Below are 13420 nucleotides of genomic sequence, written 5' to 3'. Positions count from 1 at the left end.
AAAAACCCGCCGAAGCGGGTCTGTCTTTTTCATCTGTTAATCGATGTAGATCATTCGTATAACCGCAGCAACACGAGCCCCATATGGGCTCTGTCCGTAAGCCGCCATAACCAAGTCGTCCAACCCTCCACCAAACTTCTTGGCTTTCTCAAGGAGATCAGGAAATGCGGCAACAAATAAAATAATTTCCTTGGACTCAACATCCAGTCTTCCGGCGGCAAACGCTTTCTGAACAATCCCACCAAGCGTTGCCAATTCATTTAAAGCTGCCGGCCAATTATTTGCATCAATTGCGCATTGGAAAAAGTAAATAGCGATTTCAACGTCATATTTTTCGGAGACTTTCAGGCTGTAAATCATGATTGACTTCATAATGAACGGTAGACCTTATGACCCTATCAAACCCGCACGTTCGAATGCCAGAGGCTCAAGCATCTTCATCTGTTCAAGCGTCAGCGGTGCAAAGTTCCGATCAAGCTGCAGCTCTGCAAAGCGCTCCACGCTCAGGCCGCCCTCGCGGAACAACCTGGCGCGCTTGGGACCGATAGCCCTGTCCTGAAATGCCGCCGGCTGCAGCTTGAGCCACTCGTAATAGCTAAGGTCCGCCCTGACCTGCTGCGGGCCATCCTCACCGACAGATGCTCGCGTGGCACCCTCGGCGAACAGCGCGCTGAAGCGAGTCACTGCAACCACCGTCGAGCGGCAGTTGATGTGGATCGGCGGCCTCGGGCCTTCAGCCAGCTTGAACCGGCGCTTGTCGAGCGCTCGGCACTGAGGCGTGGTCTTCGAATCCAGCGTGCTGACCCACTCCACGGCCTGGACGACGTCGGAGTTCTCTTTCAGCGTCTCCATGCGCGCCTGGGTGGCGACGTGCTGCACTGCTGTCCGCACAATGGCGCCGGCGTTGCGGTTGGTCGTGGCCAGGATGCCATCGTTGTAGTTGAGCGCCTTGGTCCCGCGGATGTTCTTGATGATCTGGAAGTTGGTCTGGCCTTCGAAGAAGCCCTGCCGGATCGCGCCCGTGAGGCGCTGCCGCTCGGTGGCCGTGAAGCCATCAATGAACGACTTGAGCAGCTTGCCGCCGTCCACGCCGCGCACACTGAGCGGATTGGAAAGGATCGCCGTTCTGATCGCTGCAGCGCCCGGGACAGCAGCCTCAAAGGACACACCCACCGGCGCCGCCCGGGTCAGACTGGTAGCCTCGAACTGCGCCTCATAGTTTGCGATGTCGACCAAGTCCAGGTTCAGCTTCTCGCTGTACCGGTCGAAGATGCCCAGCAGCAGGCTGTCGACTTCCTGCAGCAGCACCTCAAGGCGCCGGGCGGTGTACTCAGTGAGGTCCGCGCGGGCCAGGCGGTCACGGATCGACCTGTCGATCTCCTTGAGAAAGGGGCCGAACTTCTCGACCTCTCCCGATTTCAGCTGCTCAAGGAAGACAGCGTGCCGGATGGTTGCATCAAGGATCGCTTGGTTTGCCGCCATCGCCAGACCCTCCGGTCAGGTCATCCAGTTGCGGGCCCGCATCAGCAGTCTGCAGCTCATCCCGGATCTCGTCGTCGGTCTTCTCCGGATCGATGACGCCGCGGTCGCGCAGGTACTGCCAGAAGTCCGCCTCAGGCAGCCGGCCACCCTGCACAGCGTTGAACAATGCAGCAAGAATCGCGGGGTCGAGGCTGATCTGAGTGAAGTCCTGGTTCAGCTTGTAGAGCGATTCGCCGGCGACGTTCAGGAACTCGCCCATCCATTCCAGGCACTGCGAATAAGCCTCGCTAACGTTGCTCACGATCAAGGACAACACGCTGTGCTCGGCGGCGCTGTCGTTGTCAGCCTGAGTGGCTGTCTTCACCGCGCTGCCACGCTCAATCAGCCTGGCGCCGAGGGCGATCAACTGATCTTCCTTGGCGTCCATGGCCTCCTTGATCATGGTGTTGGCCTGGGCCTGGAGAATGCCGGCGGTTCCGTTCTGGGGCAGCGGCAGAATGGCCCGGGAACCGAAGTAGATCCCCTTCTCTTCCAGCATCTTCACCCACTGCTCATCAAGGCCAGCCATGTACACCTGGGGCTGGCCCATCAGGTAAGCCGCATCCTCATAGTCGGCACTGTTGCGGTAATGCCCGATGTTGATCTCGGCCATGTCGTACAGCGGGGAGTCGTCGATGCTCGCGTCGTTGTTCTCGCTTCCCAGGAACTGGAAAGGGATCACCCTCCACCGCTGGCCCGCGCCGTTCAACGGGGTAAAAGGGGCGATGACCATGGAGGCCTGACCCGAGCCCTCCTCCCACACCTCCTGGGTGTAGTTTCCTTCGGCATCCAGACGCAACACGCGATACTGGGTTACCTGCTTGCTGCCGAAGCCATCATCAGTGTCGACATCGACCTTCTCCTCCAGAACCACCAGGCTCAGAAGATGCTGGCCACCTACCTTGCGAGTCTTCCAGTTCTTGATCGCTTCCGTCGGGTAGCTGCTGATCGTCGAACGGACACGGCCAGACGCCATATCGGCAACACTCACAGCCTGACCATCAACTTGCGGGTAGTCCACCAGCAGCCCGTGACGGCCCACCTCGAGCAGGTGCCCAATCACTGACTGGGACTGCTGATAGATGCTCACGCCCTGGCCATCGACATCCTTGGCCACGTAATCGAGCGCGCCCGGGACCGTCAGCGTCGGCCAGGTACGGAATACGGCGCCCACCAGGCTGTGCTTGGTCCGGCCGGTGGCGTTGTAGAACACGGCCCGCTGCTTGTAGCCAACGTAGCGCTCCTGGTTCTCCCTGCTCGTATCATGAGCATTAGGCCGCGGCAGATATCGCTCGCCAGCAGCCTTGATGGTTTCAGAGCCCTTGCAGACGTCGCGCACCAGGCGCCAGCGGTTACTCGCCGCGTCGTACTCGGGGCGGGTGAAGGTGACGTCTGTCATCGGGCAAATCCCATATTCAGCGAGGTGACCGGTTTCACGATCGGGAACTCTTTGTGGATGAAGTAGCCGCCGGCGTCGTTGGCGTGGTCGTTGCCTTGTGACTTGTCGGGCTCGCCATTGGCCGCCCACACCTGCTGCTCCAGGCCGTCGGCGTAGGTCGGGCAGGTAAACGGGTTCACCAGGTAACGCCGCTCGCCCTGGGCATTGCAGAACATGGCGTTCATGGCGTTGATCCGATCCTTTACTGGCGGGTTGGCCGCAGGCGCGATGACCGAGAAGCCGGCCTGCTTGAGCATGGCGATGTCCGTCATGCTGGCGTTGACCGACTTGCGCGAGTCGCCCGAAGCGTCCGGATAGATCCTGATCTCGCACGTCTTCTTGAAGTCGTTGCCGTCGTGCTGCCAGTAGCGCTCCTTGATGCGGCGGATCATGTCCGGCGTGTCGTAGCCATCGATCAGCTCATCGACTGCCCTGGGCAGCCCCTGGTCGCGTTTGACGTGCGTGATCGCCGCCATCTTGCCGACGTTGAAGTCCATCCCGATAAACAGAGGCTCGCCTGCCTGCACAGTGTCGAAGCACTGGTTCAGCTTCCGGTCATAAGCGTGATAGATCGATCCCGACGTCAAGTTGACGAACTGGCCGTTCAGGTAGGCCCTGATCAGTTGCTCGGGGTACGACTCCATCAGCGATGGGATGTAGTCGTCGGGCAGGTTCAGCTCGTTGTCGAAGGTGCTGGCCTGGACCAGGCCATACATCTCCTTGAGCGCCGGCTTGTCGCGCAGTTGCTTCACGAACTGCTGGAAGACGAACTTGAAGCCCTCAGGCGTCGTGGTGACGTCTACTCCGTTCTTCAGGCCCGGCAGGTTGTAGCGCATCCGAGCAATGATCTTGCGCCAGGCCTGCTGCGCCTTGATCGACGTCAGCACGTCCAGTTCATCCACTAGGGCGTGGCCGATTTTGAAGCCAACGATGGTCTGGGGCTTCTCCATCGACCGGCAGATCACTGTGCCGCGGCATTGCCGGCCGCTGTAGATGTGAACCTCATGGTTCGCCTGGTTGATCTTGGTCTTCAGCCCCCAGTCGTAGGCCACCTCATCCATGGTCGGATAGAAGATGTCACGGATCTGCGGATAGGTTGGCGCGAAGTAGCCAGCGTTGACGCCGGGCCACTCCATGAAGTGCTTGCTCAGCGCAGAGCAGCCTACCCAGGTCTTACCCGATCCAAAGCCAGCAACGAAGGCGCGGAACTTGTGGGGCAGCGTGAGGAACTGAGCCTGAGGAATGTTAAGGCTCGGCATTCGGCTTCCTCGCATCAACCACATCGACCTGGATGCGGGTCGGGTTCTGCGGCTCGTCGTCCGGCTCTTCCTTACGGGCCCGGTTGACGTACATATCCCCGCACTCCTTGGCGGCCTGCTCGTAAAGCTGGGCGGTCAGGGCAAGATTGCGCATGCTCTCGGCCTTCTCGGCCATCCGGGCGAGGCCGCGGAGGCGAAACGCACGGTTGGCGATGGGGATGTCGGCTGTCTCTTCGCGGAAGCGCTTGCGGGTGTCGTGGAATAGGGTCGCCCACTTCACGGCAAGTCCCTTCCCGGCGGCCTTGGTTGGGTCGTGCGTTTCCACCTGCTGGCGGGTCACCACAAGCCCGTATTCATTCTTGACGGCCTCAACCACCTGGGACGGGGTGTCAAAGCACGCCAACGCCTGAACGATGAAGCTCTTCACCTCATTTTTCAGGGCTGCCATAAATTTTCATCCGTCTAGAGCCTGTCAAGAATCAGGCCGACTTGAGCAGACAGGTTCCGCAGGCCCTCGATATGTTCAATTTCCCCACCTCAGCAGGATTGTTTGCAGCGTCTACCAGGGCCTGAACGTCAGGGCTCGCACCATAGCGGCGGACCACACCGACGAACTCCTCGACGTCATGGCCGCGCAACTTCAGCTTGGGTGCGCCTTCCTGGGTGAAGGCTGGCTGACCGTACTTATCGGTCGCCTGGGCAATGTGGTAGAGCTCATGCTCAATGAGCGCGCAGAAGTCAGCGTCTGAGCACTGAGCGCAGTAGTCAGCAGCCAGTGTGATGATGAAGGCCGGCACATCGCCGAACCAATCACGCATCTGTTGCTCCATCCGGGCCTTCTGCCAACCTCCAGCGCGGAACGCTACCTGCTCGGCCTGGCCTAGGACTATCCGGCCCTGTTTCTCGAAGCTCGACGATGCCCACATAACCCGGATGTCTGCATCCAGTAGGTGGGCATGGTCTTCGTTGTGAATTCTGCCGGCGTCGGAAAGGATCTCGGCCTGGAGCCATTCCCACACTTCAGGAGCTGGAACCAAGCGGACACCAAAGTCGGATAGCTCGGACAGTTCAAGCAGCGACGATGGAGGGTATGGCCTATCCACGGGTCACCTCGAACTTGAAATAGTTACGTGCTACAGGTATTGGTTAAAATCAACCAATCGCTTGGAGAGCAGCATGTCAGAGGTAGGAAAGCACGGAGTGCTGGCTGGAACGGCAAGCACTGGGCGTCGTACTCATGCAGTGGCTGCTGCACTCGAAATAATTGCGGCCCGCGCAAGCAGCTCCACGCCAGTTGATCTGGCCGCAGAGTTCAATAATCTCAAGCAATACGCAGACCAGATCCAAGAAGCACTGAAGGTCAAAGCTGAGTGATCAATCCGTGCCGCACTCACCTGCGGCACACCTCGGCTTAACTGGAAACCATCGCATGCCAACACCCAACATCGAGCGATTCGATCAAGAACCAGAGTGGCAATGAAGCGTTATATAGATATTTTTTTGAGCTTCACTTGAAAATGAGGAAGGTTGCCCCCGTATTGTTAGTATCCCTATTTTGAATTAATGGGGTTCACCTACGAAAAGGAACCGCAACGTGCCCATCCAAGTAACAGACCAGAATCGCCTTCCCCTTCACACCATCTCTCCGGGAATCGATCCTGATGACGAAGAAGTGATTTTGATTTTGGATGCAGCTAAAGCGAATGAGGTCGCAGAAAATCACTACAAATCCGACCTTTGGGACGGCCCTGACCTGTTCAAGCTTGCAGACTGTCGCGCATTTTTGAGGCGAGTGCCTCCGATACCCCTGGAGCTTCCGATCATCTATTTCAATGTAAAGCCACACGTTCGTTTTTGTGATGGCCGACACAGGACCACCGCCTTAGTAAACAACGGCCTAAAAACCGTACCGGTGCTCACAAGCCGCAAAATTGCTGATGGCCTTCCTCACTTATGGGGAAGCAAACAAACTGCAGTGAGCGAATACGACTTCAGCCATTGCGCAACAACAACGATGCTCGGGATCTAAGCACATCAGTCGCGGCACTATTTTTTGATTCGCGAAACGTGTCGCGGCTTACTGGGCTCGACGGTCGATCCCGCCCGGCGCCTTATCACAGCGCAGGCAATGCTCGCAGTTCAGCGCCCGGCACAGCCAGACCTTCACCCGCTGCCAATACGTGACCATGAAGACGTGCCGAACGCCGGCCAGGGCCAGGGAAGCGTACAAGGTCGCCTCTGCGACCGACTGGGACATGATCAGCCTGTCGTTGCGCACCAGGAGCGCGTAGCCGCTCAGCGCGATAGTCGCGTAGATCAACTTCCCCAGTACGCCGTCGCGCACCTTACCGCTCAAGCAGCACCAGGTCGCCCATAGCGCAATCAAGCCAGCCGACCACGTTGCAACATGCTCCAGGATCATGTGCCACCTCCCCCGAACTTCGAACGAATGAACGCCCAAAGGTCAGCAGCTTTGATTGCCCGGGTAATGGCAGCGATCAACGAGCCGCCGAAGGTGCCGAGCAGAAAACCGATACCAGCAACACTGCGGGGCTCTACCACTCCCAGGTAAGCGCTCACCAGTCCGGTCAGGTAATGGGCGCAGACCGCACCCGAAAAGATGAAGACCGCCCAGGCCTTCCGGTCGACCAGGTCGTCGCGGTGCCACCAGCTCGCGGCGAACGCACCGACCAATCCTGCGGTAAACCACGTATCAAGCCTGTCGAGCAGGCGGTACAGAAACTCCATGCGCTCGACTCCGTGGGGCATGAGAAAGAAAAAAGCCCGCTCAGTGGCGGGCATATGGCTCCGTGCTATCGTCGAGAATCCTACAATCGCGACAATGGATGGAACCATGGCAAGTTTTATCGTCACCTTCAAATTCAAATCTGATGACACTCGCAGTGAAAGGTATGACTCGTTCGTAAAGAAAATCAACGAACTAACCAGCTACAGCCACTGGGACGAAACGACATCGTTCTACTGCTTCAAGCTCGATACGACTGCCGAAGCGCTTTGTTCAGCCCTGTATATCGGCAGCGACTTCAACTCCACGAAAGACATGATGGTTGTTATCGATATCACCAACAAAGAGAAGGCTACAAAGGGTGCCTTGGAATGGCCTTCAGTGCTTGACTCATACCTTGGGTTCTGACTGCTAGGCCGGCAATTGCAAGATTTGCGATTCCAGCTCGGCCGCGCGCGCCTCGTAGCGTTCAAGCGTCTCTTGGTTGGATCGCAATGCCTCAGCAAGTTGCTTCTCGCGAGCAACAGCGTCGGCGTGTAGCTTAGCTACCTCAGCCAGCTTGGACTCCTGCGCAATCACCGACTCAACAGCTTGGCGGTATTCGCTCTTCATGCTGTGCTCCAGAAATGAAAAAGCCCCAGCGGATGCCAGGGCCTGAATAGGTGCGATCGTCTTTCCGATCTGTCCGCCAAAGACCATCACAGCGTCAACGCCCCTTTGCATCGATCTCGCTGATCCAGTCTCGCGCCACCCTGACAGCAATGGTGAGGTAAGGGTGCGCGGGCTGCCGGTGTTTTTCCGTTGCACTGCACTTGCCGGCTTATCAGTGTCCAGGCTTTCCGTGAGGCTGCCCTGGCTGCAGGTAACCCGAAAGACATCCGAGAAAACGTCCACTTCGGTAGTGGCTTTCCTCAGAGGCACAAAAAAGCCCGGTACAGGTCCGGGCTTTTCTATTTCATCCAGGCTTATGGATCAGGAGGCACCGTTAAGCCAGCAAGTCCCAAGTCAATGCGATTGCGCCACCCGGAGTAGACGAGTACGTCCACAGCGCTTTGCCCGCAGGGATACGAATCGGGTACGGCATAACAACCTCCGAGTTGCTATTCGTGATACGAGAACCGTTGGCGGAGAAGATGATTGCTGAATCGGCAAGGGAAGAACCGGTCGGCCCTACATATAGATCAACGGTACCGTTCGAGGGGGCGATCAGACCGGTCTGGATGATCAGACCACCAGTGTTTTGTGCTGCCGATACAATCTCCACAATCCCGTTCGGGTGCAGTGTAGTGAAGTGCTTACCCATAGTTACTGCGTTCATTTTGCCACCTTTGAATGGAATGATTAGTTGCGGGAAATTCCGCTTTCATGTCGCTCAAAGGCGATGGGTTGAAGCTCTTGGCTTTCAGTGACTGCCTTATGGAAACTAGTCCACGTTTTGGGCGCTGGGCGCGGGCAACACATCATAAGTAATAAAGACCAGAAGTTGGCCATTATTCTCATAAGCCCAGAGGCCGTTACCAGGAGGTAGATAGACTGGATTTGGGAGTGTCTCTGAACTTGACCACGCCATCAACAGCACCGGGACACCAGGACCACTCCAATAAGAAGGCTCAGCTGTACCGGTCGAAATAAACGAGAGGCTACTGCCTACGATCTGAGTAGTACGCAGAATGATTCCATTAACGTTCGCAGACGGTGCAATAAGCTGTTGTTTCCGTGTGACGTTGGCAGAAATGAACTTCTGGCCAAGTGTTACTGGTTCCATGATTTTCACCTTTGAGTCGAGTAAGTGATTGCGGAGATTTCCGCACTCATGTCGCTCAAAGGCGATTGCTCGAGGCTCAAGGCCTTCACACGAGTCGAGAAAGTAAACACCAGCAACGCGGTAGGTTTCGCTTCTGATACACCCGAGGAGTGAAATTACTATCTCAGCAAAATACTGTACATGCAAACAGTATTTTTCATACTACAGCCCGCCCCTACAAAAATCATTCTGCTGAAATCGGAGTAATAAAAAACCCGGCGCTTGGCCGGGCTCAGGGTTTCGTGTGCGTTTCGCGTTACTTGTGCACTATGGGAAAAGTACGCATAAAACCCCACCATGTCAATATTTTTATGCCGCCCTTTCATCATTCTCCGAATGAATCACCTGCCATATAGGCTGTTGAGCCTGAATATCCACTTCTTTAATCACTTCTTTCAGTGATTCCCATAAGGCGAGCCAGTCACGATTCCAATGCTTAGGCTCGATAGTGACACCGAAGAACTCCTTCATCTCGGAGGCGACCCGGGCCGGCCCCCACTCTGCCGCACCATGAGCCTCCCCCTTGTAGGACTGCAGGGCCAGGGTCACCAAGTATTGAGCCTTCACGCGCTTGGCTGATGTCAGATCGGGCAACGCTGCCTTGGCGGTAATCAGCAGCACTGCATTCAGCAGGTGCCGCATGTTCATCGCCGGGTGGTACAGGTAGTGCCCGAACTGCTGTACCTGGAACGGCAGCGTGTCGATGGCGCGTAGTACCTTGCCGATCGTGGCCAGGTGCGCAGCGCGGGCTGTGGACTGACCAATCGGCGTGCGGCGCGTCTCGCTAATGCTGATCCGCTGCCCCGGAACCGAGAAGCGCGCAGCCTCTTCCCCTTTGTCACTGCCCAGCGCCGGGAACTGCGCCTCGCGCTTGCCGATACGTCCGCCAGTCTTAACCGGTGCCGACTCGGCCCGCTCTATTGCAACAGCACTGATCGACGCGTTCGATTCGTGCTGTGCCTCTGTCCATACCTGCCTTGCGTTGATCAGCTTCATGCTGCGATCCCCTTCTTCAGTTCTTTGATCTTTTCGCGGTAGTCGGCCTTGATGGCCTTGATCTCTTCGATGGTGTGCTTGCATGCGGGATGCGGACCTTCCAGCCAATCCAGCTTCTCGGCGCCGATTCTCTCCAGGAGCGAAAGCCGGTAGTTCACCAAGTTGCCGGATAGGTGCGTGTTACATGGGGCGCACTGCTTCCAGACGTTCAAGGGCTCGAAGCGGATTTCTGGGTTCGCGCCTACGGTGCGGTAATGGCCTGCGTGGTACTGGCCGTCATGGTGCCGCCCGCAGCTGACGCAAGGGAGATCAGCGTCGCGCAGGCGTACCCATTCGTTGAAAACGGCCTGGGCTTCTCGCAGGTGATCTGCCCGGCTCTTCAGTCTTTCCTTTCGGACCTTGATCTCCTGGCGCTCAACATCAGCCAGAGCTTTCCGGGCGCTTGCCTGCCCCCTCTCTGACTGGCCATGAGCGATGGCGCACTCGATTTCTCCACATACGGCCTGGGAGGCGCGTGCAGGTGTGAACATCACCCGGCAAGATGGACAGCGCTTGCGACGCTTGCCGACGGACGTGAGCGGGGTTTTGCGCTGTAGTGGGGTGCGCTTCACGCGGCCTCCTTGAATGCTTCGAACTCAGCCATTTCGGTCAAGCGCTCTTCCGTAAGCGACGGCCAGTCATTCAGCACCAGGTACGCGCAGCACTGGCGCCAGAAGTCTTGGAACACCTCCTCTCCCATCGAGTCGTAGGAAAGGCTGCGCGGCGTCTTGCGGGTGAGCTGACCCAGGCCGGGGATGTCGAACAGCTCCTCGTCGCAGTACACGCCCGACTCCAGCTGCAGAGCCTTGATCGCGTCGTGGGACTGCTTGCCAGAGAAGCGGTCGATGTTCTGGCTCAGCACCCGGCCCAGGCCATGGACCAAGCCGTTGAATCGTGGGTTGCGCGGCTGCTTCAGCTCGGCGCGGATCTTCGTATTGATTCGAAAATCCCGCTCGCGAAGGATTGACCGGTCGGCGTCTGAGGACGGCACGAACGCGGCAACTTCCTTGCCAGTGGCAGGATCTACCAGACGGCGAAGAATCAGGTACACGGGCATTGGGCGGGGCTTGGCTGGCTTGGTCATTGCGCCGCCCTCTTCGCTTCCAGTTCCTGCGCCTGCTTGATCAGCAGGGCCCGGCGATCAGCCAACTCATTGGCCGCTGCAAGCCGTATCTCGTCCTTCTGCTCTGCACCGGCTTTGCGCATCTCCAGCATCGAGCTTTTCACGAGCTCCAGTTTCTGGCGAAGCGCCGGCTCCGGCCGGGTGACTGTGCCGGTGAGCAAACCCGCGATAGCCCGACCATCCTCGGTGATCGGCTCGACACTCAGGTCCGCCAGGTACTTCTGGGCGTGTTCGCGCGGGATGCGTTTCAGCTCCATCGCTTTGGTCACAGCCTGGATGCGACGGTTGGCGTCGAAGCCTACTGATACGTGCCAGTTGACTGGCTTCGCATCCTCGCGGGCCTGGCCCACGAACCGCTGGTAGGCGTCGATGAACGCCATACGTGCGCCGATTTTGTCGCCGCCATCCAAGATGGGTTTCGCCGCGGCCAGGGCCAGCTGAATTTCGTCGGTCAGCACCACGGTTTCGAACTCGTCGTTCGTGGTCATGGCGATGGCCCAAGCCTCATCCTTTCCCGGGCGCCCATCTGCCGACTGGGCATGCTTCAGGATCGATGCAACCGTGAGGCGGCCGCCCTCGATACGGCAGCTGCGAAGCGCTGCGGTAAGTACAGGCTCTGTGTATTCGCGCAGGTCCTCGACCATTAGCAGTGCTGCAGCCTGGGTGAGCTGCTGCCCCATCACCTCGGCAGTGGCAAACAGGGACAGGAGCAATCGTTCTTGCTGTGCGTCATTCAGCATGGGCTGCAGCCTTCTTGGCTCGGAGCGCTTCAAGGGCCTGCTCGGCAGCGCTGAAGTTGGTTTGGGTCTGCTCGATCTGCCGGGCTGTAGCCCCGCTCATCTGGCGATTGGTGACCCACTGGGTGTGATAGCTCTCGGCGTTGACCAGCAGCTCGTTGAGGCTGTGGCACTTGCGTACGACTCCGGCATCGCTGTTCTTCAGGAAGTGAGCCGCGACGTGGTGGGCGACATCGGCGCCGAGGCGGTCGACCAGTTGGCCGAGCTGGCCACCGACCTTGGCATTCCACACCGGCCAAGTGCTGTAGCGCTTGCGGTAGGCCATGGCGTAGTTCGCCCAGGCCTTGAAGGTTTTGCAGGTCTGGTCTTTCGGGCCCGGCATGTCAGCGGGAATTTCAACTCGGGGCACTTCGATGCGATCAAGCACCACCAATCCACCGGATGCGGCTGGCTCCTCGGAGCCGCCGTGCAAGTCCTGACTGGTATCCTGATTAGTACCCTGATGATTGGTATCCTGATTTGTCGGATTTTTTTCCGACCCTTGCTCGGATTTTTTTCCGACCTTGCTCGGAGATTTATCCGAGGTGGATCGGATTTTTTTCCGACCTTTGTTTTCTGCTGGGGTCGGATATTTTTCCGACCCATCGAGCTTCTGATTCCACTCGACGGCCTTTTCGGTCAGCCGGAAAAGCGTGATGTTGGAAGTGCTGGAAAGCTCGATTAAACCAGCCTCGTCCAGGGCCTTCAGCATGCGATAGGCAGTGTCTGGCTTGTCGGTGAGAAGCGGCAACTCCTCGATGATCTTGGCCTTGCTCAACGCGTAGAAGATCCCATCGTCAGTCTTGACCGGCTTGGTCCAGCTCGGGCAGCCGTAGATAAAAGCGAACAGCAGGGCCTGCTGAGAGTTCAGCCCCCACTCGAGCGCCTTCACCTGGTTGATCGTGATGGTGAATTGCATGTCAGGCCTCGGCCTGCTTGTACTGCGCCCACAGCCCGGCAACCCAGTTGACGCCCTTAGGAGTGAATTTGATCTGGTTGAAGGCGTGACCGTTTTCCGCGGTATCGGTCTTTACTTCGAAGCGGCCGGCATTGATGTGCTGGGCGTGCGCCTGCCATTCGCCGCCCATGCGGTACATGATTTTCTTGTCGAGCAAGAACTCGCGGAAGCGGGCCTCATTGGCCCCAAGCAGCTTGGCTGTTTGACGAAAGCCCTTGAGCCCAGTGGCCTCGACATAGCGATCCACAAACTCGACTTTTGGAGCGGCAATGGCCAGGGCCTGGCTGGCAGCCTGGTGGAGCTCGAACTGCTCGGCCCAAGCGCGGGCTGCAGCGGCCGGATTGGAAAAGTCAGGGAGAGCTGCGATGACGCGCCCCCTCCCCTTTTCTTCCAGGTCGGTCATGTGATCGTAGACAGCAGCCTGCAGCTCGTAGCTGTAGGACATTGCCATCAGGCAGGACTCGCGCTTTGGAAAGCGATAGCACTTCTGCTTGCGGTTCATCGAGTCCAGGTAGATGTCGGAAAAGTTTCCGGCATCTTTTTTCAGTACGCGAGGCACCTTCTTCATGAAGTCGGCATGATCCAAAACAGGATCATCCGGAAGGCGCTGACCATTGATGAAGTCGACCAGCTCAAGGCTGGACATTGAAACTGTCCGCGCCACGTTTTCAGATTGCGGAAAACGTGGCGCGAGATTGTTAGGGGTATTGCTCGAATTGGGTTGGCTCTGCATAATCGGCCTCCTCAAGTGGTAATGAAT

The 13420-nt window shown here is 57.9% G+C and carries 20 protein-coding genes; 3 read left to right on the top strand and 17 right to left on the bottom strand.

Going from position 1 to position 13420, the window contains the following annotated elements; genetic code table 11:
* Positions 1-36 precede the first annotated feature (36 nt).
* From Q8O96_RS24830 to Q8O96_RS24805, 6 genes are read right to left on the bottom strand one after another with little or no spacing between them, the layout of a single operon-like run.
* Complete coding sequence (locus Q8O96_RS24830; protein WP_305949620.1) at positions 37-360, bottom strand: hypothetical protein; 324 nt, start codon at positions 358-360, stop codon at positions 37-39.
* A 27-nt stretch (positions 361-387) separates the two neighbouring features.
* Positions 388-1482: a minor capsid protein gene (locus Q8O96_RS24825; RefSeq protein ID WP_305949619.1), complete on the bottom strand. Its 1095-nt coding sequence runs from the start codon at positions 1480-1482 to the stop codon at positions 388-390.
* A complete protein-coding gene (locus Q8O96_RS24820) occupies positions 1457-2920 on the bottom strand; it encodes a DUF4055 domain-containing protein (protein WP_305949618.1) in 1464 nt (487 codons plus the stop codon). The genes Q8O96_RS24825 and Q8O96_RS24820 overlap by 26 nt, the downstream gene beginning before the upstream one ends.
* Entirely contained in the window at positions 2917-4218 is a 1302-nt protein-coding gene (locus Q8O96_RS24815) for a terminase large subunit domain-containing protein (RefSeq protein ID WP_305949617.1), read from the bottom strand. The genes Q8O96_RS24820 and Q8O96_RS24815 overlap by 4 nt, the downstream gene beginning before the upstream one ends.
* Positions 4205-4666 (bottom strand): DUF2280 domain-containing protein, encoded by a 462-nt coding sequence (locus Q8O96_RS24810; protein ID WP_305949616.1) that lies wholly within the window; start codon positions 4664-4666, stop codon positions 4205-4207. The genes Q8O96_RS24815 and Q8O96_RS24810 overlap by 14 nt, the downstream gene beginning before the upstream one ends.
* A 31-nt stretch (positions 4667-4697) precedes the next feature.
* A complete protein-coding gene (locus tag Q8O96_RS24805; RefSeq protein ID WP_305949615.1) occupies positions 4698-5321 on the bottom strand; it encodes a putative metallopeptidase in 624 nt (207 codons plus the stop codon).
* A gap of 73 nt (positions 5322-5394) precedes the next feature.
* Here Q8O96_RS24805 and Q8O96_RS24800 point away from each other — a divergent pair, with 73 nt between their 5' ends.
* A complete protein-coding gene (locus Q8O96_RS24800) occupies positions 5395-5592 on the top strand; it encodes a hypothetical protein (RefSeq protein ID WP_305949614.1) in 198 nt (65 codons plus the stop codon).
* Between the two features lie 220 nt (positions 5593-5812).
* Entirely contained in the window at positions 5813-6247 is a 435-nt protein-coding gene (locus Q8O96_RS24795) for a hypothetical protein (RefSeq protein WP_305949613.1), read from the top strand.
* A 48-nt stretch (positions 6248-6295) separates the two neighbouring features.
* On the opposite strand, the gene Q8O96_RS24790 is transcribed toward Q8O96_RS24795, so the two are convergent.
* Both Q8O96_RS24790 and Q8O96_RS24785 read right to left on the bottom strand, forming a co-directional pair.
* Complete coding sequence (locus Q8O96_RS24790) at positions 6296-6640, bottom strand: hypothetical protein (RefSeq protein WP_305949612.1); 345 nt, start codon at positions 6638-6640, stop codon at positions 6296-6298.
* Positions 6637-6966 carry a hypothetical protein gene (locus Q8O96_RS24785; protein WP_022639557.1) on the bottom strand — a complete coding sequence of 110 codons (330 nt, stop codon included), beginning with the start codon at positions 6964-6966 and terminating at the stop codon, positions 6637-6639. The genes Q8O96_RS24790 and Q8O96_RS24785 overlap by 4 nt, the downstream gene beginning before the upstream one ends.
* Here Q8O96_RS24785 and Q8O96_RS24780 point away from each other — a divergent pair.
* Entirely contained in the window at positions 6965-7372 is a 408-nt protein-coding gene (locus tag Q8O96_RS24780) for a hypothetical protein (protein ID WP_305949611.1), read from the top strand. The genes Q8O96_RS24785 and Q8O96_RS24780 overlap by 2 nt on opposite strands.
* 3 nt (positions 7373-7375) lie before the next feature.
* On the opposite strand, the gene Q8O96_RS24775 is transcribed toward Q8O96_RS24780, so the two are convergent.
* The 9 genes from Q8O96_RS24775 to Q8O96_RS24735 form a co-directional block, all read right to left on the bottom strand.
* The gene (locus Q8O96_RS24775; RefSeq protein WP_305949610.1) at positions 7376-7576 is read right to left on the bottom strand and encodes a hypothetical protein; all 201 of its coding nucleotides are present in this window, start codon (positions 7574-7576) and stop codon (positions 7376-7378) included.
* A gap of 373 nt (positions 7577-7949) precedes the next feature.
* The gene (locus tag Q8O96_RS24770) at positions 7950-8282 is read right to left on the bottom strand and encodes a hypothetical protein (RefSeq protein ID WP_305949609.1); all 333 of its coding nucleotides are present in this window, start codon (positions 8280-8282) and stop codon (positions 7950-7952) included.
* A 105-nt stretch (positions 8283-8387) separates the two neighbouring features.
* On the bottom strand, positions 8388-8729 hold the full coding sequence (locus tag Q8O96_RS24765; protein WP_241109389.1) for a hypothetical protein: 342 nt from the start codon (positions 8727-8729) through the stop codon (positions 8388-8390).
* Between the two features lie 348 nt (positions 8730-9077).
* A complete protein-coding gene (locus Q8O96_RS24760; protein ID WP_305949608.1) occupies positions 9078-9764 on the bottom strand; it encodes a hypothetical protein in 687 nt (228 codons plus the stop codon).
* Positions 9761-10375, bottom strand: a complete 615-nt coding sequence (locus Q8O96_RS24755) for a recombination protein NinG (RefSeq protein ID WP_305949607.1) — start codon at positions 10373-10375, stop codon at positions 9761-9763. Before Q8O96_RS24755 ends, Q8O96_RS24760 begins: the two co-directional genes overlap by 4 nt.
* Positions 10372-10887, bottom strand: a complete 516-nt coding sequence (locus Q8O96_RS24750) for a hypothetical protein (protein ID WP_053152086.1) — start codon at positions 10885-10887, stop codon at positions 10372-10374. The genes Q8O96_RS24755 and Q8O96_RS24750 overlap by 4 nt, the downstream gene beginning before the upstream one ends.
* Positions 10884-11666, bottom strand: a complete 783-nt coding sequence (locus tag Q8O96_RS24745; RefSeq protein WP_305949606.1) for a hypothetical protein — start codon at positions 11664-11666, stop codon at positions 10884-10886. Before Q8O96_RS24745 ends, Q8O96_RS24750 begins: the two co-directional genes overlap by 4 nt.
* Positions 11656-12621, bottom strand: coding sequence for a phage replication protein (locus tag Q8O96_RS24740; RefSeq protein WP_305949605.1), 966 nt, complete (start codon positions 12619-12621; stop codon positions 11656-11658). Before Q8O96_RS24740 ends, Q8O96_RS24745 begins: the two co-directional genes overlap by 11 nt.
* Before the next feature lies 1 nt (position 12622).
* The gene (locus Q8O96_RS24735) at positions 12623-13393 is read right to left on the bottom strand and encodes a phage antirepressor KilAC domain-containing protein (RefSeq protein ID WP_305949604.1); all 771 of its coding nucleotides are present in this window, start codon (positions 13391-13393) and stop codon (positions 12623-12625) included.
* Between the last annotated feature and the right edge of the window lie 27 nt (positions 13394-13420).

Origin of the sequence: Pseudomonas sp. LPH60 (assembly GCF_030718165.1) — a bacterium.
Taxonomy (GTDB): Bacteria; Pseudomonadota; Gammaproteobacteria; order Pseudomonadales; family Pseudomonadaceae; genus Aquipseudomonas; species Aquipseudomonas danubii.
This window is presented reverse-complemented; position numbering and strand designations above follow the sequence as displayed.

Excerpts from the sequence above, each read along its gene's own strand:
- Q8O96_RS24830 (WP_305949620.1), bottom strand. The coding sequence starts at position 360 with ATGATTTACAGCCTGAAAGTCTCCGAAAAATATGACGTTGAAATCGCT.
- Q8O96_RS24780 (WP_305949611.1), top strand. The coding sequence starts at position 6,965 with ATGCGCTCGACTCCGTGGGGCATGAGAAAGAAAAAAGCCCGCTCAGTG.
- Q8O96_RS24825 (WP_305949619.1), bottom strand. The coding sequence starts at position 1,482 with ATGGCGGCAAACCAAGCGATCCTTGATGCAACCATCCGGCACGCTGTC.
- Q8O96_RS24765 (WP_241109389.1), bottom strand. The coding sequence starts at position 8,729 with ATGGAACCAGTAACACTTGGCCAGAAGTTCATTTCTGCCAACGTCACA.
- Q8O96_RS24770 (WP_305949609.1), bottom strand. The coding sequence starts at position 8,282 with ATGAACGCAGTAACTATGGGTAAGCACTTCACTACACTGCACCCGAAC.
- Q8O96_RS24735 (WP_305949604.1), bottom strand. The coding sequence starts at position 13,393 with ATGCAGAGCCAACCCAATTCGAGCAATACCCCTAACAATCTCGCGCCA.
- Q8O96_RS24740 (WP_305949605.1), bottom strand. The coding sequence starts at position 12,621 with ATGCAATTCACCATCACGATCAACCAGGTGAAGGCGCTCGAGTGGGGG.
- Q8O96_RS24800 (WP_305949614.1), top strand. The coding sequence starts at position 5,395 with ATGTCAGAGGTAGGAAAGCACGGAGTGCTGGCTGGAACGGCAAGCACT.
- Q8O96_RS24810 (WP_305949616.1), bottom strand. The coding sequence starts at position 4,666 with ATGGCAGCCCTGAAAAATGAGGTGAAGAGCTTCATCGTTCAGGCGTTG.
- Q8O96_RS24820 (WP_305949618.1), bottom strand. The coding sequence starts at position 2,920 with ATGACAGACGTCACCTTCACCCGCCCCGAGTACGACGCGGCGAGTAAC.
- Q8O96_RS24790 (WP_305949612.1), bottom strand. The coding sequence starts at position 6,640 with ATGATCCTGGAGCATGTTGCAACGTGGTCGGCTGGCTTGATTGCGCTA.
- Q8O96_RS24760 (WP_305949608.1), bottom strand. The coding sequence starts at position 9,764 with ATGAAGCTGATCAACGCAAGGCAGGTATGGACAGAGGCACAGCACGAA.
- Q8O96_RS24745 (WP_305949606.1), bottom strand. The coding sequence starts at position 11,666 with ATGCTGAATGACGCACAGCAAGAACGATTGCTCCTGTCCCTGTTTGCC.
- Q8O96_RS24750 (WP_053152086.1), bottom strand. The coding sequence starts at position 10,887 with ATGACCAAGCCAGCCAAGCCCCGCCCAATGCCCGTGTACCTGATTCTT.
- Q8O96_RS24775 (WP_305949610.1), bottom strand. The coding sequence starts at position 7,576 with ATGAAGAGCGAATACCGCCAAGCTGTTGAGTCGGTGATTGCGCAGGAG.
- Q8O96_RS24785 (WP_022639557.1), bottom strand. The coding sequence starts at position 6,966 with ATGGAGTTTCTGTACCGCCTGCTCGACAGGCTTGATACGTGGTTTACC.
- Q8O96_RS24815 (WP_305949617.1), bottom strand. The coding sequence starts at position 4,218 with ATGCCGAGCCTTAACATTCCTCAGGCTCAGTTCCTCACGCTGCCCCAC.